Consider the following 25,387-nt stretch of genomic DNA (forward strand, 5'->3'; position numbering starts at 1 on the left):
ATATGCTCGACCTGAAACTAGATATCGACAGCGTGGCCCTGGCCCGTGAAATCTCTGACATTCAGCGAAAGCAGATCCCTTTTGCCCTGGTGCTCGCGCAAACGCGTCTGGCCACCAATCGGATCAAGCCCGGGATTCTCAAGGTCATGGGTCAGCGCCTGGACCGGCCGACACCAACCACCATGCGCAGCCTGTTTGCCCAGGCGGCCACTAAGACCCGGCCTGCCAAGGTCTGGTTTAAGGATTCGTGGACCACGGGCATTCCCGCTGATGCGTACCTGCAACAGGCAGTGCAGGGCGGGGCGCGACCGCATAAGCGCTTTGAGAAGTCGTTGATTGCTCAAGGGCTGATGAAGTCCGGCCAATACGCCGTGCCGAGCGGAGACTACCTGAACCAATACGGCAACGTCGCACGCGGTACCATGACACGCATCTTGTCGGGCTTGGGTGCGGCCGAGTCCGGGCGCGGCTACCAAGCCAACGCCACGGATAGCAAGCGCAGCCAGCGTAAGGGCAATGCTCAGCGCTATTTCACCGGCACGATCGGCGATGAGTCGGGCATTTGGGAGCGCAAGGCGCGCAAGCAGGTCAAGCCGGTGTTTCTCTACACCAAAGGCGCCCCGCAATACCGCGTCATTTTCCCGTTCTACAAGATCGGCGAGAACATCGGAACGGCGCACGGACAGGCCGAACTGGCAAACGCGTTGCGTGATGCGATCCTGACAGCGAAGTGAGGTCGCGCAAGGCGCGGGCACCCCGGCACCCCTTGGCCATCCGGCCGGGTAGGCGGCTCGGGCCAGCCTGGACCCACCCCCGCCCCCCGGCTTATGGGTCCTCCCGAGCCCACCGGGGCTAGGGGGTAATTCGGGCCCCGCTCATTCGCTACGTATGACCTTTTTCTAGGGGTTGGTTGTTGTTATGTCTTCGAAGATCACAACGATCACGCGACAGCCGTTCTGGCTGAACAAGAAGAACATGGCCGATAGCCTCGGCATTACGGTGCAGGCCTTTGATAAATGGGGCGTCCAGTCGGTTGCAAAGATCGGTCGCGAGTCGTTCTACGACGTTCGGTCGGTGCTCGATAACCGCCTGCAGCATCAGAGCGGCAAACACCAACCTGGTGCTGATGAGATTGATCCGCTCATTGGTTACAAGATCGATCTTGAGCGGTGGCGCCTGACCAAGGAGCAAGCCGACGCCCAGGCACGAAAAAACAAGGTTGGTGAAAAGGAGCTTGTCCCGGTCGGATTCATGGTGTTTGCGCTGGCCAGTTTGTCCGCGCAGTTGGCCTCAACGCTCAACACCGTTCACAAAAACGTGAAGCGCAAACATCCTGATATCGCCGTGCGCCACTTGGAGGCCGTCGAGAGCGAGATTGCCGTTACGCGTAACGCGGCTGCCGGGTTGGCTGATCGCATACCGGAGCTTTTGGATGAGTACATCACCACCCTGGATGAGGGATCTGGTTGAGGCTGTCCGGCGCGGGCTGAAGAACCTTGAAGTCGATCCGCCCATGACCGCCGTGGAGTGGGCCGACAAATATTTCTACATGTCGTCCGAGTCGTCCTATGGCGAAGGCAAATGGACCACCGAGTTTTTTCAGGTGGCACTGCTCAACGCCATGGGCAACGACCTAGTGCATGAGCTGAACCTGCCGAAGTCGGCGCGGATCGGCTACACCAAGATGCTGATGGCGAACATCGCCTACAAGCTCAAGCACAAAAAACGCAGTATCTGCATGTGGAGCCCGACGGACGACGACGCCAAAGGCATCATGAAAAAACACGTCGATCCGATGATTCGCGACGTGCCGTTGATCAAGGCTATGGCGCCCTGGTTCGGGAAAAAGCACAAGGACAACACCGAGGATCAAAAGACCTTCGAAAACCGCAAGGTGCTGTGGTGGTTGGGCGGCAAGGCCGCTGGCAACTATCGGGAAAAGAGCCCGGACGAGGTCGGTTATGACGAGCTGTCGAGCTTCGACGCGGACATTAACAATGAGGGCTCGCCGACCTTCCTGGGGGACAAGCGCCTTGAGGGGGCGACCTTTCCCAAGTCGATTCGCGGTTCTACGCCCAAGCTCGCGGGTAGCTGTCAAATCACCCGGGCCGCCGAGGAATCGGCCTACCTGTTGCGCTTCCATATCCGCTGTCCGCATTGCCACACCGAACAAACCTTGAAGTGGGGCGGGCCGGATGAGCCGTTTGGGCTCAAGTGGTCCAAGGATGCGCTCGGCGAAGTCGATAAGGCCTGGTATCTGTGCGAGTCCGGCCACGGTTGCACCTTCGAACATCACGAGATGATCAAGGCGGGGCCATCGGGCCGCTACATCTGCGAGAAAACTGGCGTCTGGACCCGCGACGGCATGGAGTGGTTTGGGGCGGATGACGCACCGATTCGCACGCCGCGCCGCCTGACGTTCCATATCTGGACCATTTACTCGACCTTCACCACCTGGGTGAAGATCGCCGACGAACGCGTCAAGGCCGGTAAGGACCGGGGCAAGCTGAAAACCTTCGTCAACACGACGCTGGGCGAGCCCTGGGAAGAAGACCTAACCGAAAAAGTCGACTGGGAGCAGCTACGCGATCGCCGCGAAGTCTACGCCGCCCAGGTACCGGCACGTTGCGTTGCGCTTATGGGTGGCATCGACACCCAGGACGACCGCTACGAATTGCGGGTGTGGGGCTTTGGTGCTGATGAAGAGGCGTGGCTGGTCTACCGCCGGATTTTGACGGGTGACCCGGCCAGCCTTGAGCTGTTGCGCCAAGTTGGCTTGGAGCTGCATAGGCAATTTACCCGAGCCGACGGCACGAAAATGGGCGTAATGCGTTGGTGCTGGGACTCCGGCGGTCACCATTCGGAGACTGTTAGGGCTCAGAGCCGCAAGCATGGTTTGCATTGGGTGATCCCGATTTTCGGGGCCAGCACCTACGGCAAGCCGATTGCCAGCTTCCCGCGCAAGAAAGAGAAAAAGTCCAAAACCTACCTGACCGAGGTAGGCACCGACAACGCCAAAGAGGTCATTTACAACCGCCTCAAGCTGCAGCCGGACGGCAATCGCCCTGTGCCGGGCCTGATTCACTTCCCGGCCGACGATCTGATCTGTGACGACGACGAGCTTAAGCAGCTGACCAGCGAAACCAAGAAATGGATCTTGGCGAAAGGTCGGCGCGTGTTGCGTTGGGATGCCAGCAAGAAGCGCAACGAAGCGCTCGACTGTTTTGTGTACGCCCTGGCCGCGTTGCGGATCAGTCAAGAAAAGTTCGGTTTAGACCTCGACCTGTTGGCCAGCCAGAACCCCAAAACGGGGGTGTGGGAGGTGCCGGCAGAACCACCACCTGCGGCCGAGCCAGAAGTGCCGGCCGAAGTACCGCCGCCGGCGCCTGTGGCGCCGCAACCAGATCACCAGCCCGCTGCCGGCGGTTGGATTGAGACAGGAGTAAACGGATGGCTGTAGAAGCCCAAACCTTGACCCCCCAACAGATGGTCGCGCTGTACATGCAGGCCGAGGCTGACCTGGTGGCCGGGGGCAAAGATGTGACCTTGAACGGTCGGCGATTCGTGTATGCCGAGCTGAACCAGATACGAGACGGCCTGTTGTACTGGGAGCGCCGAGCAGCGGCCCAAGCACGCGGGGGGCGTCCGGGCTATTCCCTGGCGAGCTTCTAGTGAGTGGCATGAACCTGCTGGACCGGGCGCTTGCGCCGCTGTTTCCGGGCATGGTCGCCGAGCGCCTGCGGGCGCGTAACGTGATCATGGCGTTTGAGTCCGCCAAGCCTTCGCGGACCCATAAGGCCAAGAAGCAGACCGGTAACGCGGATCGCGCGCTAAATCACACGCTCAAGTCGATGCGCGAGCAGAGCCGCAAGCTGGACGAAGACCACGACATTGTCACCGGGGTGTTTGACCGCCTGGAGGAGCGCGTGGTGGGTGGGGCGGGAATCGCCGTTGAGCCGATCCCGCTGCACCTTAATGGCACGGTGCACCGCGAGTTTGCCGCCGCCATTAACGCGCTGTGGGGGGAGTGGTCGCTTAAGCCCGAGGCATCGGGCGAACTGAGCCGGCCGCAGATGGAGCGCCTGGTGGTGCGTAGCTGGTTGCGCGATGGCGAGGCCTTAGCCCAGGAACTGATGGGCAGGGTGCCGAACTATCAGTACCTGCACGGCGTGCCGTATGCGCTGGAGCTGCTGGAGGCGGACTATCTGCCGATCGAGTACACCGACGATTCCAAGGGCATTGTCCAGGGCATCGAGCGTAACGGGTGGCGCCGCGTGTTGGCTTACCACCTGTTCAAAGCGCACCCGGCTGGCCTTCGTGGCAGCTTGGCGCAGAACACCAAGCGCGTGCCGGCCGAGCAGGTGATTCACATTGCCTACCGCAAGCGCATTGGTCAGAGCCGTGGCCAGCCGCTGTTGCATGCGGTCCTGATGCGTCTGGCGGATATCAAGGACTACGAGGAAAGCGAGCGGGTGGCAGCGCGGATCAGTGCGGCGCTGGCCATGTACATCAAGAAGGGCACGCCCGACGACTACGTGCCGGCCGGACCGGGCGAGAAGCGCGAAGAACGGACCTTCCCCATTGCCCCTGGCATTGTGGTCGACACCCTGTTGCCGGGTGAAGACGTGGGCATGATCGAAAGCAACCGGCCTAACCCGTTCCTTGAGGGGTTCCGCAATGGACAGCTCAAGGCGGTGGCTGCCGGTACGCGCAGCACCTATTCCAGCGTGGCGCGCAGCTACGACGGCACCTACTCGGCGCAACGCCAGGAGCTGGTCGAGGGCCAGCTGGCTTACGACCAGCTGCAGCATGAGTTCATCGACTACTGGTGCCGCCGCGTGTACCGCAACTGGCTGCGCATGGCGATCCTGAGTGGTCAGCTCAAAGTGCCGGCGGACGTGGATCAACGGACCATCTACGGCGCCTTTTACCAAGGGCCAGTGATGCCGTGGATTAACCCGGTCCATGAGGCCGACGCCTGGGAAAAGATCATCAAGGCCGGTGGCGGCGACGAGGCGGAAATGGCGCGCTCGCGTGGCCGCAACCCGTCCGAGCTTAAGGCGTCTCGCAAGTCTGAGATTGCCGCCAATCGGGCAGACGATCTGGTGTTCAGTTCGGATGCCTACCACGAGTATTACGGGAGAAACCAACCCAATGAGCAAACGAAAACCACGGGCAAGGCCGCCCGTCCTGGGTCCACGCGGGGCGGTGGCGACGACGACTGACCCGGCTGCGCAGACTTGGTACACGTTGCGCGCATCCAGTCAGCGCGGCGTGGTCGATCTGATGTTGTACGGCGAGATAGGCGCCTGGGGTATCTCGGCCAACCAGTTTGCCCGCGATCTGAAAGCCCTGGGTGATGTGTCACAGATCAATTTGCATGTGCATTCCCCCGGCGGCGACGTGTTCGAGGGGATGGCCATGTACAACCTGCTGCGCAATCACCCAGCCCGGGTGGAGGGCACGGTAGATGGTCTGGCGGCGTCGATGGGCAGCGTGATTCTGATGGCTGCCGACGTCATTCGCATCCCTGAAAACGCCATGATCATGGTGCACAAGCCCTGGGGCATTCAGGGCGGTGACGCGGATGAAATGCGCCGTTACGCCGATCTGCTCGACAAGGTCGAGGATTCCCTGGTGGCGGCGTACACCAACAAGACCGGCAAGACCGTCGAGGAAATCAAGGCGTTGCTCGCCGCTGAAACGTGGATGACCGGCGCCGAGGCCGTCGAGCTGGGCTTTGCCGATGAATTGGTGGGGGCGTTGGAAGCCTTCGCCGCACTCAACTCTCAACGCATGCAGGAGTTCACCAACATGCCTACCGCTGCACAACCGATGTTCGGCCCGCGCGGCCAAACCCAGCCACCGGCGCCGGTCAATCAGCCGGCCCCGCCGGTTAACCAACTGCCGGCGAACGAAACCCCCGAGCAGATTCAGGCGCGTGTGCTGCTGGCCGATGCCACTCGCCGCACCGCGATCACTGCCGCGTTTGCCATGTTCGCCACCCTGGAGGGCTCTGCCGCCCTGCGTGACGAGTGCTTGAATGACACCAGCTGCACCGTGGAGTCGGCAAACGCCAAGCTGCTGGCTCACATGGGCAAGGCGACCACACCGACCGGCAGCCAGGCCCCAGGCCAGCACGGTCACATCAGCAACGGCAACATTGTGGGCGACTCGGTGCGGGCATCCCTGGCAGGGCGTGTCGGGCACGCGGCCAATGAGGCCGACAACGCCTATAACCACATGAGCCTGCGTGAGCTGGCCCGCGCCTCGCTGAATGATCGCGGCATTCTGACTGCCTCGCTCAACCCGATGCAGATGGTCGGCCTAGCCTTCACTCACGACACCAGTGATTTCGGCAACATCCTGATCGACACCGCCGCTGTGTCGGTTCTGGCCGGCTGGGACGAGGCTCCCGAGACTTTCGATCAGTGGACCCGTCGTGGTCGCCTGAGCGACTTCCGCGTTGCCAAGCGTGTCGGCATGGGGGCCTTCCCGGCCCTGCGCGAAGTGCGCCCAGGTGCCGACTACAAGTACATCACCACCGGTGACCGTGGCGAGACCATCAGCCTGGCCACCTATGGCGAGCTGTTCTCGATTACCCGTCAGGCAATCATCAACGATGACCTCGACCTGCTCAGTGCCATTCCTTACAACATGGGTTTGGCGGCGCGCGGCACCGTCGGCGACCTGGTCTACGCGGTACTGACCACCAACGCCCAGATGAGCGATAAAAAGGCCCTGTTCGATGCCTCGCGCAAGAACCTGTTCACCGGTGCCGGCTCGGCCTTGTCGATTGAGGCGATGATTGCCGCCAAGAACGCCATGGCGCTGCAGAAGTCCCAGGTTGAAGGCGGTAAGGGGCGAACCCTGAACATTCGCCCGGCCTTCCTGCTGTGCCCGGTGGCCCTGGAAGACAAGGCCAAGCAGCTGATCCGCTCGGCCTCGGTGCCAGGCGCTGACGTAAACGCCGGCATCGATAACCCGATTCGCAACTTCGCCGAGGTGATCGCCGAGCCGCGTCTGGACGACGATTCTGCGAAGTCTTGGTATCTGGCCGCCGCGCAAGGTCGCGACACTATCGAAGTCTCTTACCTGGATGGCGTCGACAAGCCGTACATGGAGCAGCAAGAGGGCTTCACCGTCGACGGCGTGGCTACCAAGGTGCGGATCGACGCCGGCGTTGCGGCGCTGGACTCGCGCGGTCTCAACAAGTCTGTCGGCGCGTAACCGCAGACCCCACCCAAACACCCCGCTTACGCGGGGTTTGTTGTTTTTGGATAGGAGAAAATGGCCATGGCCAAGAACTACGTTAGTGCCGGCGACAGCATCAGCTTGCCGGCCCCTACTGGCGGCTCCGTCGCTGGTGTGCCTCAGGTTATCGGTGATCTGGCGGTCATGCCGCTGCAGTCCGGCCCTAAGGGTGCGGTGATCACCTATCGCACCTGTGGCGCCTGGAGCGTGCCGGCGGCCGCTGGCCTCAAGGCCGGCGCCAATGTCAGCGTGCTCAATGGCGCCCTGGTCGCCGCCGGTACTGCCGATTCGGTGCCTTACGGCAAGTTGCTGAGCGATACGCTCAACGGCTTTGCCGAAGTGCTGATCGTTCAGTAATGGCCCGCCCCAGCTTTCGCGAGCGCATGGCGGTATTGAGCACGCGCATTCTGCAGCGCGTGGGCGATCGCGCCACGCTCGAGGACGGTACAGAGGTTATGGGGGCTTTTGAAAACCCATTCCTTGATCCTCAAGTGGGCGGTAAGAGTGGCAAGGGGCTGGCCTCGGCGGTCGACGCCGCGGAACTGGGCGAGCCGCGTTTCTCTGTGCTGGCTGCAGACGCGGCGCGCTTGCACAATGAATCGGTGCTGACCATTGAGCTGCCACCCGCTGAGGGCGGCGGACGTTATCGGGTGGTCCGGCCTGAGCCTACCGGCGACGGCATGGTTGCCCTGGTGCTGGAGGTAGACCATGAGCGAACAGCAGACATCTTCTAGCGAGCCGGCCCCTGTGCCGACTGAGCTGAGTGTGTTGCATGACGCGATGACGGCCGCCATGAAAGCGGCGCTGCCGCAGATCGAACACGTCGAGGCGTATCCGGTCCTGAAAGAGGGGATGAAGCTGCCGGCTCTGCTGTACGCCATGACAGGCGTAGCGCCGGCGACCAAGCCCGGGGACGGCCGGTTGTGCGTCAAGGCGACGTTTGAGGCCTGCATTCTGGTCGAGTCGAAACGCAAGATGGCGCCCCTGCAGGCGGCCGTTCTGGCGGCCAAGCTGATGCAGTTGCTGGATGAACAGTATTGGGACGTCGACTTTGTCGATCAGGTGCGGGATGTGCAGGCCATGCCGTCGGAAATCATTCCCGAGCTGGCGCGCTGCACGGGCTGGTCGGTGCTGTGGCACCAAGATATTTATCTGGGTGACACCGCTTGGCCTTGGGAGCACGAGCCGCCTGGCTCGCTGCTGTTTGCGTTTGATCCTGACGCCGGGCCTGGCAACGAGCATCACTACCAAGCCCCGGAGGCCATGACATGAGCTATGCGACCGCCGAGCATGACCGCATGCTGGCCGGTCTGGTGATTCCCTGTCGCGTTGTGGCGGTGGATCTGGTGGCCGCCCTGGTGCGTGTATCCGATGGCGGCAACTGGACCAGCGCCTGGGTGCGTTGGCACAGCATTGCGGCCGGCAAGGCCCGCCACTGGCGTGCGCCGAGCCTGGGCGAGCAGGGCGCGTTAATCAGCCCTAGCGGTGATCCCGCGCAGGGCACGTTTATTCCTGGCTTGTATGGCGATGCCGGCGCACCGCCGGACAATCGCGATCATGTCGAGGTGTGGCGTTTCGATGATGGCGGCTCGCTGGTCTACGACTGGGCGGCCCATAGCTACACCATCACGCTCCCCAGCGGCACGGTGGCGGTCAAGGTCGGCGGTACCGAAGTGGTGGCGACTGACAGCGCGCTCACTGCCAAGACGACGACCGCCACGGTCGAGGCGCCGAACATCAACCTGAAAGGGGCGGTGTTGATTGACGGCCCGTTACGCGTCACGGGCGATATCCGTGGTGACGCCTCAATCATCGATACGACGGGCAACACGCCCAATCACAAGCACTGACGGCCCGCTTCGGCGGGCTTTGTCTTTTCTGGAGAGTCCTTATGAGCACCAAGAAACCCGCTGCGCCTGGTGCGCCGGCGGACGTGACCTTTACCGACAGCGGCTACGCCTCGCGCTCGCTGTTCCTGGCGAGTGGCGAGGGGCTGCGCGAATTCAAGGTTGTGGGCCATCGCGTGACGGTCCAGGGCGATGACGCCGAGGCGCTGGAGTGCCTGGCCGGCCATGCCGAGCTGCAGCGCCTGGAAGGCTAGCCATGATTGGCATGGATCGTCGAACCGGCCAGCTAATCACGGGCCTTGATCGTTTGCGGCAGTCGATCGAGGACATTTTGACCACGCCGATCGGCAGCCGACGAATGCTGCCGGAATACGGCAGCAAGCTGCGCCGTTACGTCGACCTGCCGGTTAGCGAGGGTTGGAAAAGCGCAGTACAGGCCGAGGTCGCGCGCGCCCTGGGTCGTTGGGAGCCGAGTTTGAAGCTGGAGCGGGTGCGTGTGACAGCCGTTGTCGGCGGTCAGATCAGCCTGGAGTTAACCGGCGAATACCTGGGCAATGCTGCCGTAGTGGAGGTAAGCGCATGATCGATCTTTCTTTGCTGCCCCCGCCCGATGTCGTGGAAACGCTGGAATTTGAGACGCTGTATCAGCAGATCCTCGGCGACTTTCGCGCGCACATGGGCGACCAGTGGACGGCGGTGTTGGAGTCCGACCCGGTGGTCAAGCTGCTGGAGGTGGCGGCCTATCAAAAGATGCTCGGCCGGGCCCGGATCAATGCGGCGGCCAAGGCCAGCTTGCTGGCTTATGCCCGGGGTGCCGATCTGGACAACCGCGCGGCCGATTTTGGCGTACAGCGTTTGGTTCTGGTGCCGGCTGATCCTGACGCGGTGCCGCCGGTGTCGGCGGTCATGGAAAAAGACGAGGACTTTCTGTATCGCACGCGGCTTTCTCTGGAGCGTCTTTCAGTGGCCGGCGGCCGTGGTGCGTATGAGTTCCACGCGTTAACGGCCTCGGGCGACGTGGCCAGCGTGTCGGTGGACTCGCCGACGTTCAAGGCGGCCGAGGTCAGCGCTCAGGTTCGGGCGCTGTTGCCGGCCGGTGCGATCGTGCTGGTGTGCGATTACGCGGCCGGCCTGAGCAATCCCTTGCCGGGTGACGTGTCGCTGGCGGTGCTGCCGACTGTGGGCAGTGCGGCTGATCCGGCTGCCCTGGTGGCGGCCGTGCAAAAGGCCGTGGCCAACGAGGAAGTCAGGCCGATCACGGACCGCCCCCGCAGTCTGCTGGGGCAACCGGACGAGTATCACGTAATCGCCCACCTGGAAGTGCTCGATGGCCCGTCGTTGCCGTTGGTGGTGGCGGAGGCCAAGGCCAAGCTGGCGACGGTGATTGCAGCGGCCCGGGATCTGGAGGGGGAGCTGTCGCTGTCGGCGATCTACGGCGCGCTGCACGTCTCGGGTGTGCGGCGTGTGGTGCTTACGGCACCGACGGCGGATGTGCTGAGTGACAAGCGCCATTACCCCAGCTGCGTCGGTGTCGACGTTAAGGGCGTGGTGGTCGCATGAGCCAGTTACTGCCGCATAACAGCACCCCGTTGGAAAGGGCGCTGGCCACCGCCGGTGATCTTGGGGTTGATCCCGAGATCATTCGCGGGGTGGCCGACTCGGCGCGTTGCCCGGTCGACTTTCTGCCATGGCTCGCTTGGGCCATGTCGGTCGAAGGCTGGGAGGCCGCCGACACGGAAGCCCAGCAGCGGGCGCTGATCCGGCAGTCGATCCCGATTCACAAGCACAAGGGCACGGTCGGCGCGATCCGCCGTGTGCTCAAGGCTGTCGGGTTGACTGCAGATTACAAGGAGTGGACGCAAATACCGGGGGCTGTGCCGTACAGCTTTGAGCTGACGGCCTGGGCGAACGACAACCGCCCGGGTGAAGGTTCGATTCTTTCCCCGCAACTGTTCCAGCGCATCAAGGCCCTGGTCGACGCGACCAAGAACGAGCGCAGCCATTACACGCTCTTGCTCGGTGCGCGGTTCGATAACGCGCTGGGCGTGGCCAACGCGAGCCAAGGGCAAGTGGTGGTTCGTGGCAGCCAAGAGCCTTTGCTGTTACAGCCTGATACGGCTGTCCAGGCGCTGGGTGTGGCCAACGTGGTCGACGTGTGCGGGGTGAGTCGGTACAGCGCAGACCTTCAGGGGGTGCCAGCAGCGACGAAGCAGAGCTTTGCGGTGGCCAACGCGGCACAGACCCTAATCGTTGTCAGGGGCACTATGGAGGCCGTTTTATGAGTGAGCTACAACCCGTTATTACCAAGGCCGGCTTGTCTGCGGTTTGGCGTAAGGACAAAACCGGACTAGCTGCGGAAATCACCCATGTGGTGATCGGGACCGAAGGTTATACGCCGGCCAACACACAAACGGCTTTGCGCAAGCAGGTGGCCGTTTACCCCATCTCTGACGGGGAAACCCTGAGTTCCACGCTGCTGCACGTCACGGCGGTGGCGGATGGTCCGCAAGCCATTTGGGTGCGCGAGATCGGCTACTTGCTGTCGGACGGCACCCTGTTTGCGGTCTGGTCGCATCCTACCGACGTGTTGGCCTACAAGCCGGCCGCGAACAAGTTGCTGTTGGCCTACGACCTGTCGCTGACCGCCTTGCCGCCGGACAGCGTCACGATCACCTCAACCGGCGCGGGCCTGAACCTGACGCTGTCGGAAGAGTTGGCCGCCCTGGCGACGGCCAGCATCGCGGACATGCTGCGCGGGCTGGAACAGCAGGACGTAGTCGAAAGTCAGGCCAAGCTGCACCAACTGGAAGGCGGCCAGATTGCCAACCTGATGGAGCGCATGCGCAAAGCCGAGGCCCGCCAGAACAGCGACTACGCGGGGTTTACCGAGCTGGCCGCCGTGCAGGCTTCGGCCAGCATCGCGGACATGCTGCGGGGTGTGACGCAACAAGACCTGATCGAAGGTCAGGCGAAGCAGCACGAGCTGGAAGGTCGCCAGATTGACAGCCTGACGAATCGAATGCGTCAGGTCGAAGTGCGTCAGTCTGGCGACTATGAGGGGTTGTTGACGGCGATTGTGGTTAACGCAGTGGCAGTGGTCAGCCTGCAACATCAAATTACTAAAGCAACTTACGGAGTGTAAGCGTTATGAGTCTTGAATCCTCGATTGGCGACCTGGTGACGAAAACCACCCTCTTGCTGGACTATTTCAACGGCAAGAAAGCAAGTATTGACGCGGCGGTCGTTTCGGCGATTGCAGCCGTACCGGCGAACAAGCGAATTCTGTACGTCCATCAACTCAATGGCCTGGACACCAACGACGGCGGCCCTCTGTCGCCGCTGAAGACTATCGACAAGGCGATTGCCATTACGCCGGTAGGGGGCGTGTGCAGCATTCGACTGTTGTCGGATTATGCGATCGGTTCGCATATCACTGTTGAGGGCACGGCGGTCGAACTGCGCTCTGACACCATCGGCACTAAGCGGACTATTCGCCCCGCGTACTTCAAGGACGGGAACGGCGTCACCAACCTAGCGGGCATTTCCTTTTTGCTGTCGGCGCAGATTGTGGCCCGGGACATGATTATTGAGTTCCCAAGTGCTACGGGCCAAGTCCCGGTGCCTAGCGGTGGCTTTAACGCGTTCTTGAAAAGCAATACCACGGGCACAGCACCTTTGCTGCCGGTCAAGTTGATTGACTGTGAAATCGCGGATCTGCCAGGCGCGACGGCAACGCTGTGTTCCGCTGCGGCCTCCGGCTTGATTCTGACCGTAACGGGCGTGATTTTCCCGGCAGGTTTCGCGGGGCGCTACGTCGCCGCCGTGGCGGCTGGTACCACTGCCAACACGCTGAGCAACATCGTCACCAACCTGGCCACTCTCTGAGGTAGTTATGCAAAAGCAAAATATCAACGTCGACTTCAACGGTCGTACTTACGCCGGTTTCAGCTTTGAAAGCCTGCCTTTGGCGGCCGCGCTGTTGGTGGCTGCACAGCAGATTGACCAATGCGCCGACCAAGCGCGTCGCGCCGTCCTGGGCGATCCGCTGCGCGCTGTGGAATACCGCCTGACAGCAGAGGAGGCCGAGCGCTTCGCGGCTGCCAACTATTCCGGCCCGGTTCCCGCCACTGTTCAAGCCTGGATCGACGCGACGGGCCTGACCGCCCAGGCGGCGACCGACAGCATTCTGGTCGAGGCCAGCGCCTGGAAGGCGGTGATTTACGCCATTCGCGCCGAACGTCTGAAGGGTAAGCAGGACGCGCTCAAGGCGGGCAGTCATGAGGCCGCCGAGGCTGTGGCTGATGCAGCGATCGCGGCCATTCGCGCCAGTGTCCAAGGCGTCGGCAACGCCGCCTAATCCAAACCTTTCACCCGCACCCCGAGGCCGCTAAGCGGCTTTTTTTGTGCCTGGAGAAAATGCTTTGAATCGAACCAACCTCGAGCACGCGCTGTGCGCCGTGCTGATCATGGCCGTGCTGTGGGCGGCCTTTTTCCTGCTGGGCGTGCCCAGTGGGCAATGGGTCGGCGCTGCTGCCGGTATCGCCTTTTTTGCTGGTCGTGAGTTCACCCAGGCCCAGCGCGGCATCGCCAAGGCGCAAGGCGTGACGCTGACCGAGTTGCCCTGGTACAGCGCCCTGGATATTCGAATGTGGTCGCGAGACGGCCGGCTCGATCTGTTGTTCCCGGTGGTGTCCTGCCTGGCGCTGGCCTGCCTGGTGCCGCTGTTGCTCTGACCAGAACCGCAATAACCCCACCAGTCGCCCCGCTTAGTCGGGGCGTTTTCGTTTCCATTTGGCCGCGCCTGTCGCGGCCTTGTGCTTTCTGGAGTTTCACATGCCATCAGCTGGTTTTTTCCACGGCGTTACCGTAACGAACGTCGACACCGGCGCGCGCAACATCGCGCTGCCTTCTTCTTCGATCATTGGCTTGGTCGACACCTTCACCGAGGGTGTTAACGCCACGGCCAAGGCCGGCGACTTGGTGCTGGTCACCAACGATCGCGAGGCGATTGCCGCCTTCGGTCCTGATTCGGCCATTACCAAGTCGTGTCAGGCGATCTTCACCCGCGCCCGGGCGGTGATTGTCGCGTCGGGCGTGGCCAAGGCCGTCGACGCGGCCGCACAAACGTCCTCGATCATTGGTGGCGTCCAGGTCGGCGGCAAGCGTACCGGCCTGCAGGCGTTGCTTGATGGCAAGAGCCGGTTCAACGCTCAGCCGCGGCTGATCATCGCGCCTAAGCACAGTGCCACCCAGGCGGTCGCCACCGCCATGGACGCGTTGGCCGGCAAGCTGCGCGCGATCGCCATCATTGACGGGCCGGGCACGACCGACGAAGCGGCCACCACCTACGCCGGCCTCTTTGGCTCCAAACGCCTGTTCATGGTCGACCCTGGTGTGCAGGTATGGGACACCCTGACCAGCAAGACTGTGGATGCGCCGGCGTCGGCCTGGGCGGCGGGTCTGTTTGCCTACACCGACAGCGAATACGGTTTTTGGGCCTCACCGTCGAACAAAGAGTTTGTCGGCATCACCGGCACCTCGCGCGCTATCGAGTACCTGGACGGCGACGAGACTTGCCGGGCCAACCTGCTCAACAACGCCAAGATCGCGACCATCATCCGTGATGACGGTTTCCGCCTGTGGGGCAACCGCACCCTGGCCAGCGATGAAAAATGGAAGTTTGTAACCCGCGTGCGCACCATGGATATCGTCATGGACGCCATCCTCTACGGGCACAAGTGGGCCGTCGACCGGGCGATTACTTCGACCTACATTCGCGACGTGACCGAAGGCCTGCAGGCCTTTATGCGCGACCTAAAAGCGCAGGGCGCAATCATCAACTTTGAGGTCTATGCCGACCCCGCGCTCAACACGGCCAGCCAGCTGGAGCAGGGCAAGGTGTATTGGAACATTCGCTTTACCGACGTTCCGCCGGCTGAGAACCCGAATTTCCGTATCGAAGTCACCAACCAATGGCTGACCGAAGTCCTCGATCAAGTCGCATAAGGAGCGCATAACCCATGGCAATGATTCCCGAAACACTGGCAAACCTTAACTTGTTCGTCGACGGCATGAGCTTTCAAGGCGACGTGCCCAGCCTGACCCTGCCCAAGCTCACGCTCAAAACTGAAGAACACCGCGCCGGCGGCATGGACATGCCGATTGAGCTGGATATGGGCATGGAAAAGATGGAGTCCAACTTCGTCACCACCGGCGTGCGCAAGGAGTCGTTGAAGTTCTTCGGCTTGGCCGACGGTAACGCCTTCAACGGCACTTTCCGAGGTTCTTTCAAGGGCCAGAAGGGCGAAACCAAGGCGGTCGTGGTCACCCAGCGCGGCATGCTGAAAGAGGTCGACATGGGCGATTGGAAGCCCGGCGACAAGGCCGAATTCAAGCACGCCATTGCGGTGACTTACTACAAGTTGGAAGTCGCCGGCGAAGTGATTTACGAGATCGACCCGGCGGGCATGAAGCGTGTGATCAATGGCGTCGACCAGCTGGCCAGCCAGCGCCGCGACCTCGGCCTGTAACCCCCAACCCTTTCGCACACCTTTTCGAATCAAGGACACCGTCGCATGAGCAAGCCACTGCCGAAGTACATCAAGCTGGACTCTGACCGCGTTACCGTCACCCTGACCAAGCCGACCGAGCTGAACGGCGTCACCCAGGATCAAATCACCCTGCGCGCGCCGACCGTGCGCGATATCCGCAACGCTTCGAAGGTCTCCGATGGCGACGAGGAAGAGCGCGAGCTGAACCTGTTTGCCTCGCTGGCCGAGGTCGGCGTGAAGGATCTGGACGGCCTCGCTTACAAGGACTACAGCCGCCTGCAGAGCGGCTATTTTCGCCTGGTGCAAGAAGACTGACTTTAATCCAGACACGCAAAAACGTGCTGCCAAGCGGCTTGCGGCCGAGCTGAATTTCTCGGCCGCTGAAATCTTGACCATGTCCTATACAGACATGGTCTGGTGGCTCACAGATTGAGCCGGCAAGGGGGTAGGCAATGGCTCTAAAGCCTTTGATGCTGGTCATTGGTGGTGCCGTCGCTTCGTCGGTCGGCTCCGCATTCAAGACGGTTGAAAGCGGCATTCAGAAGCTGGAGGCCAAAGGCAACAAGGCCAAGGTGCTGAAAAGCACCATTGGCGAAACCATCAAGCTACGCGAGGAATGGAAGCGTGCGCACGACAGCGGGGCCGCCTCGGCCGCCGGTCTACTGGGCAAGCTCAATACCAACCTTGATGCGCTGCGTAAGCAAGGGGTCGAGGTTGGCCGCCTGGGTCGCGAGTACCAACGCTTAGGCCGCGAGGCCAAGGCCGCCGATCTGCAGCTAAAGGGTCACCAGCAACTGCAGGCCGGCAAGTCTTCGCTCAAGTCGAACATCGGCGCCGCTGTCGTCGGCGCTGGCATGACGGCGGTTCCCACCAAGATCAGCGCGACCTATCAGGCGATCATTCGTGACATCGCGATCAAGGCGGACATTGCCAATAAGCCGGAGGAAGCCCAGCTAACCCGGACGGTGATCGACACGTCGAAAGACACGGGAATGTCGCGCAATGACGTGGCGGATCTGGTCAATCAGCTGGTCGGTGCCGGCATGGAGCTGGACAAGGCCATGTCCTACGCGCCGACGGCGGCCAAGTTCGCCATTGGCCAAGGGGCATCTGGCGTCGACACGGCCAGCATGATCATGGCGCTGCAGCAAAACGCCAAGATCAATGACCCGCGTGTCATGCAGCAGGCCCTGGAGGCGATCGCCTTTCAAGGTCAGGCGGGCAGCTTTGAGGCCAGTGACATGGCCAAGTGGTTCCCGCAACTGCTCGCGTCGATGGAGAAAAACGGCAGCACCGGCATGGATGCGGTCACGTCCCTGGGCGCGATGCTGCAGGTGCAGATGAAGACGGCCGGCAGTTCGGACGAGGCGGCCAACAACCTCAAGAACTGGATGGAGAAAATCGGTTCTGGCGATGTGGTCAAGGCCTACAAAGACGCCGGGATTGACTATCAAGGCTCGCTCAATACTGGCATTCAGAAGGGCATGAGCGCGCTGGAGTCGTCCATGGCTCTGGCGTTGAAATACGTCGAGGCGACCGACCCGGCCAAGGCGCAAAAGATGAAGGATGCCCAGGCCGGCATCGACAAGGAGGTTGATCCGGAGAAAGCCAGGGCCGCGCTCGATGCCCTGGAAAAGACCCTGCGCACCGGCGATATCTTCGCTGACATGCAAGTCAAGGCCGCGCTCACGGCCTACGCGCAGAACCGGGGGCTGTACAACGAGCTGAAAGCCGATTCGCAGAAGGCGAGCGGGATTCTCGATAAGAACCTGGCCGAGCGGCGCGAGACTTCGGCGCAGCATTGGTCGGAGCTTGGCCAGGCGGTGGACGACTCGATGCGTAGCATCGGCGATGCCATCCGCCCGGCAACGGATGCAGCGGCCCAAGGCCTGACCTGGGTGGCTCGTGGTCTGACCTCGCTATCGGACAACGCGCAGCCGGTGGTGCTCGGCATTGCCGGCATCGTGGCGGCGGTGGGTGCCTTCCTGACGGTTTCCAGCGGGGTGAAAATTGGCCGCGGGGTGGTCAATATCGCGCGCGGCCGAGGCCTGGAGCGGTTCGGCGGTCGCGCGGATCGCGGCGACAGTGCTCCGCTCGATCTGCCCAAGACTGGCAACAAGGTGGTCGATACCGGTCTTGGGGTGTTGGGCAAGGTGTTTGGCGCCTCGACCGGTCCAGCGCCGGCTAATGAGTCAGAGGCCGACGGTAACGATCTGCAGCGCGTTTTTGTGGTCAATGCCGATGCCCTCGGTGGGATTGGCTCAAGCGTTGCCAATAGAGCCCCTGCAGAGCCTGCCAAGGGCAGCCGGAGAAGTCGCCAGCGTGCACGGCGGCGCGCGGGTGCGGTGGGCGCCTCGGTTCGGCCAACGCCAGTCGAGGCACCTAGAGCGCATGCAGCCAAGCCCAGGCTGTTGGCTGCAGCGTCGTCGTTCATCGGCACTAACGACTTAGGCAAGGTCGCGCGCTCGCTTCGCGGCGTGACGGGGCTCGCCAAGCGGTTGCCCGGTGGCAGTTTCATGGATGCCGGCGCAACCGCGCTTGATGTGGCGGTGAATGCCAAGACCCAAGACGAAAAGGCCGAGGGTTACGGGGCTGCCGGCGGCAGTCTGGCGGGTACGCTCGCCGGCGCCGCAGCCGGGGCCGCCATTGGTTCGGTCGTGCCGGTGATCGGTACGGCGGTGGGTGGTGCCGTGGGTGCCGTCTTGGGCGGCCTGGGCGGTGAATCGCTCGGCGGCTGGCTGGGTAAGAAACTGTTCGGGGATGCTCAGCCCGAAGGGGAGGCCAAGGCCGAGGCGGACGGGGCACCGGCGCCTGCCGATGCGTTACGCGTAACGCTGCCTCCTGCTCAGGATGCAAAGCCGGCGATCGGTGACGCCCTGCGTGTCACGGTCGCACCGTCTGCGCCTGAGGAGGTCAAGTCGCCGATCGTGCCGGCGCCGCGTGAGCCGCTGACCAAGGCGCCGTTGGTGGTTCCTGCAGCGATCGACCACCGGGCACCGTTGCCGGTGGCCACTCCGGTACCGGCTGCGCCGCCAGTCCCGGCCCTGGGCGATGCCGTGCGTGATCTGGCCAAGGCCACCGTGCCGGCGCCTGCAGGTGAAGTGGTCAAGTCGACCGTCCTGCCGGCACCGCGCGAGCCGCTGGCCAAGGCGTCGTTGGTGGTGCCTGCAGCTATCGACCGGGCACCGCTGCCGGTGGCCGCTCCGGTACCGGCCGCGCCGCCAGTTCCGGCCCTGGGCGATGCCGTGCGTGATTTGGCCAAGGCCACCGTGCCGGCGCCTGCAGGTGAAGTGGTCAAGTCGACCGTCCTGCCGGCACCGCGCGAGCCGCTGGCCAAGGCGCCGTTGGTGGTACCTGCAGCGATCGACCGGGCACCGTTGCCGGCGGCCACTCCGGTACCGGCCGCGCCGCCAGTTCCGGCCCTGGGCGATGCCGTGCGTGATTTGGCCAAGGCCACCGGGCCGGCGCCTGCAGGTGAAGTGGTCAAGTCGACCGTCCTGCCGGCACCGCGCGAGCCGCTGGCCAAGGCGCCGTTGGTGGTGCCTGCAGCGATCGACCGGGCACCGCTGGCGGTGGCCACTCCGGTACCGGCCGCGCCGCCAGTTCCGGCCCTGGGCGATGCCGTGCGTGATTTGGCCAGGGCCACTGCGCCGGCGCCTGCAGGTGAAGTGGTCAAGTCGAGCGTCCTGCCGGCACCGCGTGAGCCGCTGGCCAAGGCGCCGTTGGTGGTGCCTGCAGTGATCGACCCCCGGGCACTGTTGCCGGTGGTCGAGCGGGCGCCGCAGCGGCCAGAAGTGCGGGTGCCGCTGGCTAACCCGGTAGCCCCGGGCGGCCTGGGCGATGTGGTGCGTGATATGGCCAAGGCCGTGCCGCCGGCACCTCCATTGCCGGAGCTGGCCAAGCCGGTCAAAGCCGAGCCGGTGAAGGTGTCGGCGCCGAAGGTGGATCAGTCGTTTACCTTCGCGCCGAATATCCCGATCACCGTGCATGGCGATGTGAAGGACCCCGAGCAGTTGGTGCGCGAACTGGAGCCGCCGCTGCGACGGCTGTGGGAAGCGTTCCAGCGCGATGTCGCGGCGCGCATGTCCTCAACTCAACTGTTCGATCAACCACACATCTAAGGGGGAGCGATGGCCTATATGGAGCAGCTGCAATCGGCCCTTACGGGCCTGGTGGCGGCTGGGGAGGCTGGGCGTAAGGGTGCTGACGGCATGCTAGGACCGCTCAACGGCGCGATTGGCAGCATCACCGGCGCCGCTTCGGAGCTGGAAAACATCCCCTTTGTGCCGCCGGAGGTCGGCGCCAAGCTGGGGCGGATTGTGCGCAGTATCAGTGTCGCGCAGTCCCGCGTGGGGCAAGTGGCGTCGACCTATGGCCGAGGTGTGGCGGCCGCTGGCCAGGTGCAGGAACGGCTGGGTACGTTCAAGCAGATGGCGAGCAAGGTCACGTCAGAGGCCAGCCGGGTGGCGGGCATGGTCAGCCCTTCGCTGTCCAATATTCTGCCCACGGATAACCGGGCGGGCTCGGCAACGCCGGCTGTTGAGGCGGTCGCGCCTTATCCGCATCTGCTGATCATCCAGCCGCACCACCCCAACGCCCAGCCGTATTACTTCAACCTTGATACGGCAGCCTTCGACGAGCTGCGCCGGCAAACGTCGTTTCGTTGGGCTGGCCAGGAGCGGCTGCGCCGTAGCGTGGCGCAACAAGCCGTTGGCCTGGGGGAAGAAAAGATCACCCTCAAGGGCGCGATCTTTCCCGGGCACAAGGGCGGGATCAAGCAGTTAAGCACGCTGCGCAGCATCGGCCGCAACCTGCAGCCGCTGAATCTGGTCACGGGTTACGGCGAGGTCCTGGGCAACTGGTGTCTGGTCAATATCGAGGAAGAGCAGAGCCATTTGCTGGCTGGCGGCATTCCGCGCAAACAAGGCTTTTCACTGGAGTTTGTGAGCTATGGCAACGACCTGCAGAACGTCTGACGGGGATCTGCTGGACGTGATCTGTCAGCACCATTACGGGCACCTCAACGGCACCGTCGAGGCCGTGCTCGATGCCAACCCGGATCTGGCCCGGGAGGCGCAGCCCTACCGCGCCGGCCTGCTGATCCGTTTGCCGGAGCTGTCGGCCCCGGCGGTCGAGTTGCTGCAACTGTTCGGCTAATCGCGTTACGCGTAACGAAGCCCCGCCAAGTGCGGGGTTTCTTGTTTCTGGAGCAAGGCATGAAACCGACTTATCGAATCGTGGCGGATGGCACGGACATTACCGCGCTGATCAATGACCGCCTGTTGATGTTGCGCATATCGGACAAGCCCGGCATGGAGTCGGACGAGTTCGAATTGCGCATTGATGACCGCGACCAAGCCGTTGCGCTGCCCGCGCGCGGGGGGAGGGTTGAGGTCCTGCTGGGTTATGAAGGGCAATCACTCACACGCATGGGGGCTTATACGGTCGATGAGGTGCAGTTGTCCGGGCCGCCCGACACCCTGGTGATACGCGGCAAGGCCAGCGACATGCGCGGCAGCGGCAAGACCATTCGCAGCGGCAGCTGGGAGAACGTGCCGCTGTCGCAAATCGTCGCTGATATCGCCAAGCGCAATGGCTGGGAGGTGGTGTGTCCGGTCACCACCAAGGTCGAGCGGATAGATCAGCGCAACGAGTCGGATTTTAACTTTGTCACGCGCCTGGCCAGGCAGTACGACAGCACCGCGAAGGTCGCCGAGGGCAAGTTGTTGGTCATGCCTCGGCAGGCTGGGCAGAGCGTGACCGGCAAAACCCTGGGGGTGGTCACCGTCAGCAAAACGGATGTCACCCGCTATGAGTTCCGGCTGAGCGATCGCAGCACGCAAAAGGCGGTGAAGACCCAGCATCAGGACAAGCAAACCGGCGAACTGCAGGTGGTCGAGGTGGCCAACGCCGATTCGCCAGACAGCTTGCCCCCCGTCCACACCGACCGCCATATCTACCCCAACAAGACCGCCGCCCAGCAGGCGGCCAAGGCCCGGTTGGCGGCGTTCAATCGCAGCACGGCAGCGGTGCGCCTGGAAATGCCCGGCCGTACCGATCTGTTCGCCGAATGCTCGATCAGCGCTCAGGGCTTTAAGCCCGGGCTTGACGGCGAGTACCTGGTGGACGGCGTGGAACAGGTGTTCACGGCGGCCGGTTGGAGCACCACGGTGGAATGCAACGGCGGCAAGAAGGGCAAGGCGAAGGCCGCCGGCAAGAAGCAGAAAGAAGACAAGCCGCTCAGGGTCGAGCAGCTGTAACCCCATCCCCAGGTCGCGATCGAGCGGCCTTTTTTTTGTCTGGAGTTTCACCCATGCCAATCACCGAGGCGCAGTTGCTGCGCATCCTCCCCAATGCCCGCCCAGTCGCGGGCATTTTTGTGCCGGCCCTGAATCGCGCCATGGCGCGCTTCGACATCACCACCCCGGCGCGCCAGGCGGCTTTTCTGGCGCAGGTCGGGCACGAGTCGGGGCAGCTCCGATCGCTCAGCGAAAGCCTGTACTACAAGGACGCCGAGCGGGTCGCGCAGTTGTTCAAGTACGGCTTTGATCTGAACCATAACGGCCGCGTCGATCCGGCCGAGGTCGAGTTTGCCAAGGGCTATTTGCGCAACTCGGAAAAGCTGGCCAACCGGGTCTATGGCGGCCGTTACGGTAACGGTCCTGAGGCGACCGGCGACGGCTACAAGTACCGCGCGCGCGGCCTGATCGGTATTACCTTTCGCGACAACTACCGCTTGTGCGGCAAGGCTCTTGGCGTGCCCCTGGTCGAGCAACCCGAGCTGCTGGAGCAGCCCGAATATGCCGCGCTATCGGCGGCCTGGTTCTGGTGGGATCGCGGCTTAAACGACAAGGCCGACCTCGGGCTGTTCGATGGCATCAGCAGTGTGATCAACGGCGGCGGTAATGGCCGGGCAGAGCGTCGCGAGCTGTGGGCCACGGCCAAGGCGGTGCTATGCGTCTGATCGATCTGATACCGCCGGCGCTGCGCCCCTGGGCGGTGGCCCTGGTGCTGCTGGCGATCGCCGGCGCAGCCGCTGGCGGCGCCTGGGTGGCGCAAGACTGGCGTTATGGCAAGGATCTGGCCGAGCAGGCCGGCAAGGTCGATCAGGCGGCGCTCAAGCGCGCCGAGGATGCGCTGGTCAAGCTGGCGATCGAGCAGGACACGCGCGCCGCCCTGGAGCGCCGCCTGCAGACCAACGATGAAACCCACTACAAGGAACTGTCTGATGCAAAGAAAGCTCAGCAACTTCTGTTTGATCGCCTTGCCACTGCTGATGTGCGGTTGTCAGTCCTACTCGCCACCGCCCCCCTCGGCGGCGCTGGGGTGCCAGCCACTGCCAGCGCCGGCGGCGTGGTTCATGGAGCCGAAAGAGCCAAACTTGACCCCGCGCATGCTCAACGAATTATCGGTATCACCGATGCCGGTGATCGAGGGTTAATCGCGCTTGCGGCGTGCCAAGCTTATGTCAGAGCCGTAGCGCGCTGATCTACTCGGTGCGTGAGTACTTACTCAGGTCGTGATGTTCGCCTTTAGTCTGAGAGAACGTTTCACCGAGGTTCGATATTCGGCTTATTGACGGACTAATGAGTTTTGAACTGATATTGAAGAAGGGGTATTGACCATGAATATCGGGGTGGAGGAATGCAGCGACTTCTACGTCCGAGCTTGATACATACCTCCCGGCCCAGCGTTGAATTAAATGCTTCAAGTCAGCTGGTTTCTTTTGTTTTCCCTTTATTTTTGTTTGTGCATCAAGCCATTCGTAGGCAAAACGTATGCAGTCGCGGTGTTCGTGTAGCCGGCTCTCGCCCGGCGAATATGGTGTTGCTGCTTTTGCGGCATCAATTTGCTGATCAGTAAGCATTGTGGTGCTCTCCCTGCTTTGTGTGTAGTCAAAAGGCTATCATGCCACACCCCAATCGAGGTCGATATGACTCCGCTAACACGGTCGAAACTACATTGCCCTCTGCTGAGGTGCTAGCTCAAGCCTTCTTTAGGAGCTAGCATCACTCAAGAAACACTTTTTTTGGAGGGGCAGATGAGTGTTAAAGGAGGGCAGCTTGGTGATTTTCACCTTGTCCAGTCAGGGATCGCTGGCGCAGGTCATAAGCGCTATATCGGAGAGCGTTTCAGCTGCCGTTTTTGCGGTCGTAGCAGTGAAACTGTAACTTTTAAGAAGAAGGCTCATGCCATCCCTGAGTTTCTGGGCAACCACCAACTCATACTCAACTCGGAGTGTGACAGTTGTAATGAGCACTTTGGCAACACCATTGAACCGCATTTAGAGAAGTACACATTACCTTTCAGAGCACTGGCTGGAGTCACTAATAAGGCCAGGAAGACACCAAGGCACAGTGATAAAAAAATCGGCGCGCTTCAAATGGACCGCCACACAAATAATTTGACTGTTACCCTGAGTGATGACGACGTGGTCAAGTTTGGAGATAGGAATCTCATCTCATGGGGAATGGAGAGAAAACCGTTCGTGCCTTATTTGGCGCATAAGGCGCTTTGTAAAATAGCGTGCTCGGTTATCGACGAAAGCTTTCTTCAATTTTTTGAGCCTACGCTCGATTGGTTAAACCCTCTCAACACTCATGATATAGGTATCACTCCAACGTTAGTAGTCGAAACTCTCACACCAGGAGCGAAATATAACTCGTGCGTATACAGGCTTTATTTACGGAATACCAATACATTCCCGCACTGCCTATTCTGGATTGCTTTTGGGAGCTACGCCTTAATGACGGTAGTACCGACCCGGCTAGACTTAAAGGAGGGTATAGACCTCCTATCTGAGGTACCTTATGTCCCCGACAGTCGGTCGGAAGAGGAAATTGTAAAGTTCGGGCACCAAGTTCACGTTGAACATGATTTCTCCTCCAGGGAATTCATGAGTTTGCCGCATGAAGTTTACATGAAGTTCTCGTCAATAGAAGAAGCCACTCCGCTACACACGAACGTAAAGTCCAATATTGACATCACGTAAATGACGTTCGGTAGACCAAGGCTCAGGTCGTATTTTTCGTGCCGATTTTTGTACCACTGATCATGTAAAGCAGGATAAAACCGGGTGTTCCAAAATAAGGAAGTGCCCGGTTTAATTGACTCAGAGTGCTTTGCCTCGTCCCTTTAGAACCGGTGTAATTCTGTTTCAGCGAATCTTGCCTAAGCATGCCCAGGTCATAATAGAAACTCCATGTTGAGGTAGTCCAACTGGTCTCGCGTAGCTTCGATTTTGGCAACAATGAGTTCAAGTGACTCCGGGGTGAACTGGACGAGCTCGTGTTCCAAGCCCCGTTTGGTGACCTTGATCTTTACTTGGGTGTATCCATCCTCGTTGGTATACATCCAGTTGGCGTGAACAACCTTGTTTCGAAGCGTGCTGCACTCGCGCAAATCAGATAGTAGTTTGGGAAACCAGATGGGTTGCTCATCCCCAGTACGAAGGAATTCGGTAGTGAATCGCTCGAACAAATCGAGCTTGGTTGCGTACATCATGCTAGCGACAACCAACAGGCCTTTTTGATCTGTTCGATCAGAGATGAAGCGGCAAAGGATATCGTCGATATCCGCCTCAAGTGTATTAAACCAGAGGACGACCTCCCCGATGAGGGGCAGCAACTGTTGAACGTAGTCATAGGCGTTTTCAGTTTCGCCCAGGCTATCAATAATGAACTGGCCAACTGGTGCTGTCTTCGTTCTCACGGAATCTCGATCCTCTGGTTTCGC

At 61.6% G+C, this 25,387-nt stretch carries 30 protein-coding genes; 28 read left to right on the top strand and 2 right to left on the bottom strand.

All coding sequences use genetic code 11. The annotated features are described in order from the left end of the window. The first annotated feature begins 2 nt into the window (after window positions 1-2). The 27 genes from HFK74_RS23090 (at window position 3) to HFK74_RS23220 (ending at window position 23,140) form a co-directional block, all read left to right on the top strand. Entirely contained in the window at window positions 3-734 is a 732-nt protein-coding gene (locus HFK74_RS23090; protein WP_180205493.1) for a hypothetical protein, read from the top strand. A gap of 184 nt (window positions 735-918) precedes the next feature. Next, window positions 919-1,470, top strand: a complete 552-nt coding sequence (locus HFK74_RS23095; RefSeq protein WP_180205494.1) for a terminase small subunit — start codon at window positions 919-921, stop codon at window positions 1,468-1,470. After that, on the top strand, window positions 1,433-3,460 hold the full coding sequence (locus HFK74_RS23100) for a phage terminase large subunit family protein (protein ID WP_257230411.1): 2,028 nt from the start codon (window positions 1,433-1,435) through the stop codon (window positions 3,458-3,460). The genes HFK74_RS23095 and HFK74_RS23100 overlap by 38 nt, the downstream gene beginning before the upstream one ends. Then, window positions 3,451-3,672: a primosomal replication protein PriB/PriC domain protein gene (locus HFK74_RS23105; protein WP_180205495.1), complete on the top strand. Its 222-nt coding sequence runs from the start codon at window positions 3,451-3,453 to the stop codon at window positions 3,670-3,672. Before HFK74_RS23100 ends, HFK74_RS23105 begins: the two co-directional genes overlap by 10 nt. 8 nt (window positions 3,673-3,680) lie before the next feature. Beyond that, window positions 3,681-5,225: a phage portal protein gene (locus tag HFK74_RS23110; protein ID WP_180205496.1), complete on the top strand. Its 1,545-nt coding sequence runs from the start codon at window positions 3,681-3,683 to the stop codon at window positions 5,223-5,225. Next, window positions 5,155-7,230 (top strand): ClpP-like prohead protease/major capsid protein fusion protein, encoded by a 2,076-nt coding sequence (locus tag HFK74_RS23115; RefSeq protein WP_218953793.1) that lies wholly within the window; start codon window positions 5,155-5,157, stop codon window positions 7,228-7,230. Before HFK74_RS23110 ends, HFK74_RS23115 begins: the two co-directional genes overlap by 71 nt. Before the next feature lie 66 nt (window positions 7,231-7,296). Continuing rightward, complete coding sequence (locus tag HFK74_RS23120) at window positions 7,297-7,611, top strand: hypothetical protein (RefSeq protein ID WP_180205497.1); 315 nt, start codon at window positions 7,297-7,299, stop codon at window positions 7,609-7,611. Then, complete coding sequence (locus HFK74_RS23125; RefSeq protein ID WP_180205498.1) at window positions 7,611-7,988, top strand: hypothetical protein; 378 nt, start codon at window positions 7,611-7,613, stop codon at window positions 7,986-7,988. Before HFK74_RS23120 ends, HFK74_RS23125 begins: the two co-directional genes overlap by 1 nt. Then, on the top strand, window positions 7,963-8,526 hold the full coding sequence (locus HFK74_RS23130; protein WP_218953794.1) for a hypothetical protein: 564 nt from the start codon (window positions 7,963-7,965) through the stop codon (window positions 8,524-8,526). The genes HFK74_RS23125 and HFK74_RS23130 overlap by 26 nt, the downstream gene beginning before the upstream one ends. After that, window positions 8,523-9,104: a phage baseplate assembly protein V gene (locus HFK74_RS23135; RefSeq protein WP_180205499.1), complete on the top strand. Its 582-nt coding sequence runs from the start codon at window positions 8,523-8,525 to the stop codon at window positions 9,102-9,104. Before HFK74_RS23130 ends, HFK74_RS23135 begins: the two co-directional genes overlap by 4 nt. A gap of 41 nt (window positions 9,105-9,145) precedes the next feature. Next, window positions 9,146-9,355, top strand: a complete 210-nt coding sequence (locus tag HFK74_RS23140; RefSeq protein ID WP_180205500.1) for a hypothetical protein — start codon at window positions 9,146-9,148, stop codon at window positions 9,353-9,355. Between the two features lie 2 nt (window positions 9,356-9,357). Continuing rightward, window positions 9,358-9,684 carry a GPW/gp25 family protein gene (locus HFK74_RS23145; RefSeq protein ID WP_180205501.1) on the top strand — a complete coding sequence of 109 codons (327 nt, stop codon included), beginning with the start codon at window positions 9,358-9,360 and terminating at the stop codon, window positions 9,682-9,684. Beyond that, window positions 9,681-10,661 (top strand): baseplate J/gp47 family protein, encoded by a 981-nt coding sequence (locus tag HFK74_RS23150; RefSeq protein ID WP_180205502.1) that lies wholly within the window; start codon window positions 9,681-9,683, stop codon window positions 10,659-10,661. Before HFK74_RS23145 ends, HFK74_RS23150 begins: the two co-directional genes overlap by 4 nt. Next, window positions 10,658-11,383, top strand: a complete 726-nt coding sequence (locus HFK74_RS23155; protein ID WP_180205503.1) for a phage tail protein I — start codon at window positions 10,658-10,660, stop codon at window positions 11,381-11,383. The genes HFK74_RS23150 and HFK74_RS23155 overlap by 4 nt, the downstream gene beginning before the upstream one ends. Continuing rightward, complete coding sequence (locus HFK74_RS23160) at window positions 11,380-12,243, top strand: phage tail protein (protein ID WP_180205504.1); 864 nt, start codon at window positions 11,380-11,382, stop codon at window positions 12,241-12,243. Before HFK74_RS23155 ends, HFK74_RS23160 begins: the two co-directional genes overlap by 4 nt. Before the next feature lie 5 nt (window positions 12,244-12,248). Continuing rightward, the gene (locus HFK74_RS23165) at window positions 12,249-12,986 is read left to right on the top strand and encodes a hypothetical protein (RefSeq protein WP_180205505.1); all 738 of its coding nucleotides are present in this window, start codon (window positions 12,249-12,251) and stop codon (window positions 12,984-12,986) included. Window positions 12,987-12,993: 7 nt separating this feature from the next. Then, a complete protein-coding gene (locus HFK74_RS23170; protein ID WP_180205506.1) occupies window positions 12,994-13,458 on the top strand; it encodes a hypothetical protein in 465 nt (154 codons plus the stop codon). A 64-nt stretch (window positions 13,459-13,522) separates the two neighbouring features. Next, window positions 13,523-13,834 carry a hypothetical protein gene (locus HFK74_RS23175; protein ID WP_180205507.1) on the top strand — a complete coding sequence of 104 codons (312 nt, stop codon included), beginning with the start codon at window positions 13,523-13,525 and terminating at the stop codon, window positions 13,832-13,834. Between the two features lie 100 nt (window positions 13,835-13,934). Next, complete coding sequence (locus tag HFK74_RS23180; protein ID WP_180205508.1) at window positions 13,935-15,107, top strand: phage tail sheath family protein; 1,173 nt, start codon at window positions 13,935-13,937, stop codon at window positions 15,105-15,107. 14 nt (window positions 15,108-15,121) lie between these two features. Further along, entirely contained in the window at window positions 15,122-15,631 is a 510-nt protein-coding gene (locus tag HFK74_RS23185) for a phage major tail tube protein (protein WP_180205509.1), read from the top strand. A 45-nt stretch (window positions 15,632-15,676) separates the two neighbouring features. Further along, on the top strand, window positions 15,677-15,967 hold the full coding sequence (locus HFK74_RS23190) for a phage tail assembly protein (RefSeq protein WP_180205510.1): 291 nt from the start codon (window positions 15,677-15,679) through the stop codon (window positions 15,965-15,967). 137 nt (window positions 15,968-16,104) lie between these two features. Then, entirely contained in the window at window positions 16,105-19,773 is a 3,669-nt protein-coding gene (locus HFK74_RS23195; protein WP_180205511.1) for a phage tail tape measure protein, read from the top strand. Window positions 19,774-19,782: 9 nt separating this feature from the next. Then, complete coding sequence (locus HFK74_RS23200; RefSeq protein WP_180205512.1) at window positions 19,783-20,628, top strand: phage tail protein; 846 nt, start codon at window positions 19,783-19,785, stop codon at window positions 20,626-20,628. Then, entirely contained in the window at window positions 20,603-20,809 is a 207-nt protein-coding gene (locus tag HFK74_RS23205; RefSeq protein WP_180205513.1) for a tail protein X, read from the top strand. The genes HFK74_RS23200 and HFK74_RS23205 overlap by 26 nt, the downstream gene beginning before the upstream one ends. Before the next feature lie 59 nt (window positions 20,810-20,868). Continuing rightward, entirely contained in the window at window positions 20,869-21,912 is a 1,044-nt protein-coding gene (locus HFK74_RS23210) for a phage late control D family protein (RefSeq protein WP_180205514.1), read from the top strand. A gap of 53 nt (window positions 21,913-21,965) precedes the next feature. Then, complete coding sequence (locus HFK74_RS23215; protein ID WP_180205515.1) at window positions 21,966-22,616, top strand: glycoside hydrolase family 19 protein; 651 nt, start codon at window positions 21,966-21,968, stop codon at window positions 22,614-22,616. Beyond that, window positions 22,607-23,140, top strand: coding sequence for a lysis system i-spanin subunit Rz (locus HFK74_RS23220; protein WP_180205516.1), 534 nt, complete (start codon window positions 22,607-22,609; stop codon window positions 23,138-23,140). The genes HFK74_RS23215 and HFK74_RS23220 overlap by 10 nt, the downstream gene beginning before the upstream one ends. A gap of 1 nt (window position 23,141) precedes the next feature. Here the strand turns inward: HFK74_RS23220 and HFK74_RS23225 are convergent, their stop codons facing one another. Beyond that, window positions 23,142-23,519, bottom strand: coding sequence for a hypothetical protein (locus tag HFK74_RS23225; protein WP_180205517.1), 378 nt, complete (start codon window positions 23,517-23,519; stop codon window positions 23,142-23,144). 174 nt (window positions 23,520-23,693) lie between these two features. On the opposite strand from HFK74_RS23225, the gene HFK74_RS23230 reads away from it, so the two are divergent. Next, window positions 23,694-24,644, top strand: a complete 951-nt coding sequence (locus HFK74_RS23230; protein WP_180205518.1) for an HNH endonuclease — start codon at window positions 23,694-23,696, stop codon at window positions 24,642-24,644. A 194-nt stretch (window positions 24,645-24,838) separates the two neighbouring features. On the opposite strand, the gene HFK74_RS23235 is transcribed toward HFK74_RS23230, so the two are convergent. Beyond that, window positions 24,839-25,363, bottom strand: coding sequence for a hypothetical protein (locus HFK74_RS23235; protein WP_180205519.1), 525 nt, complete (start codon window positions 25,361-25,363; stop codon window positions 24,839-24,841). Window positions 25,364-25,387: the final 24 nt, after the last annotated feature.

This window comes from Pseudomonas sp. SbOxS1, from assembly GCF_013416725.1.
Taxonomy (GTDB): Bacteria; Pseudomonadota; Gammaproteobacteria; order Pseudomonadales; family Pseudomonadaceae; genus Aquipseudomonas.

Excerpts from the sequence above, each read along its gene's own strand:
- HFK74_RS23090 (WP_180205493.1), top strand. The coding sequence starts at position 3 with ATGCTCGACCTGAAACTAGATATCGACAGCGTGGCCCTGGCCCGTGAA.
- HFK74_RS23095 (WP_180205494.1), top strand. The coding sequence starts at position 919 with ATGTCTTCGAAGATCACAACGATCACGCGACAGCCGTTCTGGCTGAAC.
- HFK74_RS23100 (WP_257230411.1), top strand. The coding sequence starts at position 1,433 with ATGAGTACATCACCACCCTGGATGAGGGATCTGGTTGAGGCTGTCCGG.
- HFK74_RS23105 (WP_180205495.1), top strand. The coding sequence starts at position 3,451 with ATGGCTGTAGAAGCCCAAACCTTGACCCCCCAACAGATGGTCGCGCTG.
- HFK74_RS23110 (WP_180205496.1), top strand. The coding sequence starts at position 3,681 with ATGAACCTGCTGGACCGGGCGCTTGCGCCGCTGTTTCCGGGCATGGTC.
- HFK74_RS23115 (WP_218953793.1), top strand. The coding sequence starts at position 5,155 with ATGAGCAAACGAAAACCACGGGCAAGGCCGCCCGTCCTGGGTCCACGC.
- HFK74_RS23120 (WP_180205497.1), top strand. The coding sequence starts at position 7,297 with ATGGCCAAGAACTACGTTAGTGCCGGCGACAGCATCAGCTTGCCGGCC.
- HFK74_RS23125 (WP_180205498.1), top strand. The coding sequence starts at position 7,611 with ATGGCCCGCCCCAGCTTTCGCGAGCGCATGGCGGTATTGAGCACGCGC.
- HFK74_RS23130 (WP_218953794.1), top strand. The coding sequence starts at position 7,963 with ATGAGCGAACAGCAGACATCTTCTAGCGAGCCGGCCCCTGTGCCGACT.
- HFK74_RS23135 (WP_180205499.1), top strand. The coding sequence starts at position 8,523 with ATGAGCTATGCGACCGCCGAGCATGACCGCATGCTGGCCGGTCTGGTG.
- HFK74_RS23140 (WP_180205500.1), top strand. The coding sequence starts at position 9,146 with ATGAGCACCAAGAAACCCGCTGCGCCTGGTGCGCCGGCGGACGTGACC.
- HFK74_RS23145 (WP_180205501.1), top strand. The coding sequence starts at position 9,358 with ATGATTGGCATGGATCGTCGAACCGGCCAGCTAATCACGGGCCTTGAT.
- HFK74_RS23150 (WP_180205502.1), top strand. The coding sequence starts at position 9,681 with ATGATCGATCTTTCTTTGCTGCCCCCGCCCGATGTCGTGGAAACGCTG.
- HFK74_RS23155 (WP_180205503.1), top strand. The coding sequence starts at position 10,658 with ATGAGCCAGTTACTGCCGCATAACAGCACCCCGTTGGAAAGGGCGCTG.
- HFK74_RS23160 (WP_180205504.1), top strand. The coding sequence starts at position 11,380 with ATGAGTGAGCTACAACCCGTTATTACCAAGGCCGGCTTGTCTGCGGTT.
- HFK74_RS23165 (WP_180205505.1), top strand. The coding sequence starts at position 12,249 with ATGAGTCTTGAATCCTCGATTGGCGACCTGGTGACGAAAACCACCCTC.
- HFK74_RS23170 (WP_180205506.1), top strand. The coding sequence starts at position 12,994 with ATGCAAAAGCAAAATATCAACGTCGACTTCAACGGTCGTACTTACGCC.
- HFK74_RS23180 (WP_180205508.1), top strand. The coding sequence starts at position 13,935 with ATGCCATCAGCTGGTTTTTTCCACGGCGTTACCGTAACGAACGTCGAC.
- HFK74_RS23185 (WP_180205509.1), top strand. The coding sequence starts at position 15,122 with ATGGCAATGATTCCCGAAACACTGGCAAACCTTAACTTGTTCGTCGAC.
- HFK74_RS23190 (WP_180205510.1), top strand. The coding sequence starts at position 15,677 with ATGAGCAAGCCACTGCCGAAGTACATCAAGCTGGACTCTGACCGCGTT.
- HFK74_RS23195 (WP_180205511.1), top strand. The coding sequence starts at position 16,105 with ATGGCTCTAAAGCCTTTGATGCTGGTCATTGGTGGTGCCGTCGCTTCG.
- HFK74_RS23200 (WP_180205512.1), top strand. The coding sequence starts at position 19,783 with ATGGCCTATATGGAGCAGCTGCAATCGGCCCTTACGGGCCTGGTGGCG.
- HFK74_RS23205 (WP_180205513.1), top strand. The coding sequence starts at position 20,603 with ATGGCAACGACCTGCAGAACGTCTGACGGGGATCTGCTGGACGTGATC.
- HFK74_RS23210 (WP_180205514.1), top strand. The coding sequence starts at position 20,869 with ATGAAACCGACTTATCGAATCGTGGCGGATGGCACGGACATTACCGCG.
- HFK74_RS23215 (WP_180205515.1), top strand. The coding sequence starts at position 21,966 with ATGCCAATCACCGAGGCGCAGTTGCTGCGCATCCTCCCCAATGCCCGC.
- HFK74_RS23220 (WP_180205516.1), top strand. The coding sequence starts at position 22,607 with ATGCGTCTGATCGATCTGATACCGCCGGCGCTGCGCCCCTGGGCGGTG.
- HFK74_RS23225 (WP_180205517.1), bottom strand. The coding sequence starts at position 23,519 with ATGCTTACTGATCAGCAAATTGATGCCGCAAAAGCAGCAACACCATAT.
- HFK74_RS23230 (WP_180205518.1), top strand. The coding sequence starts at position 23,694 with ATGAGTGTTAAAGGAGGGCAGCTTGGTGATTTTCACCTTGTCCAGTCA.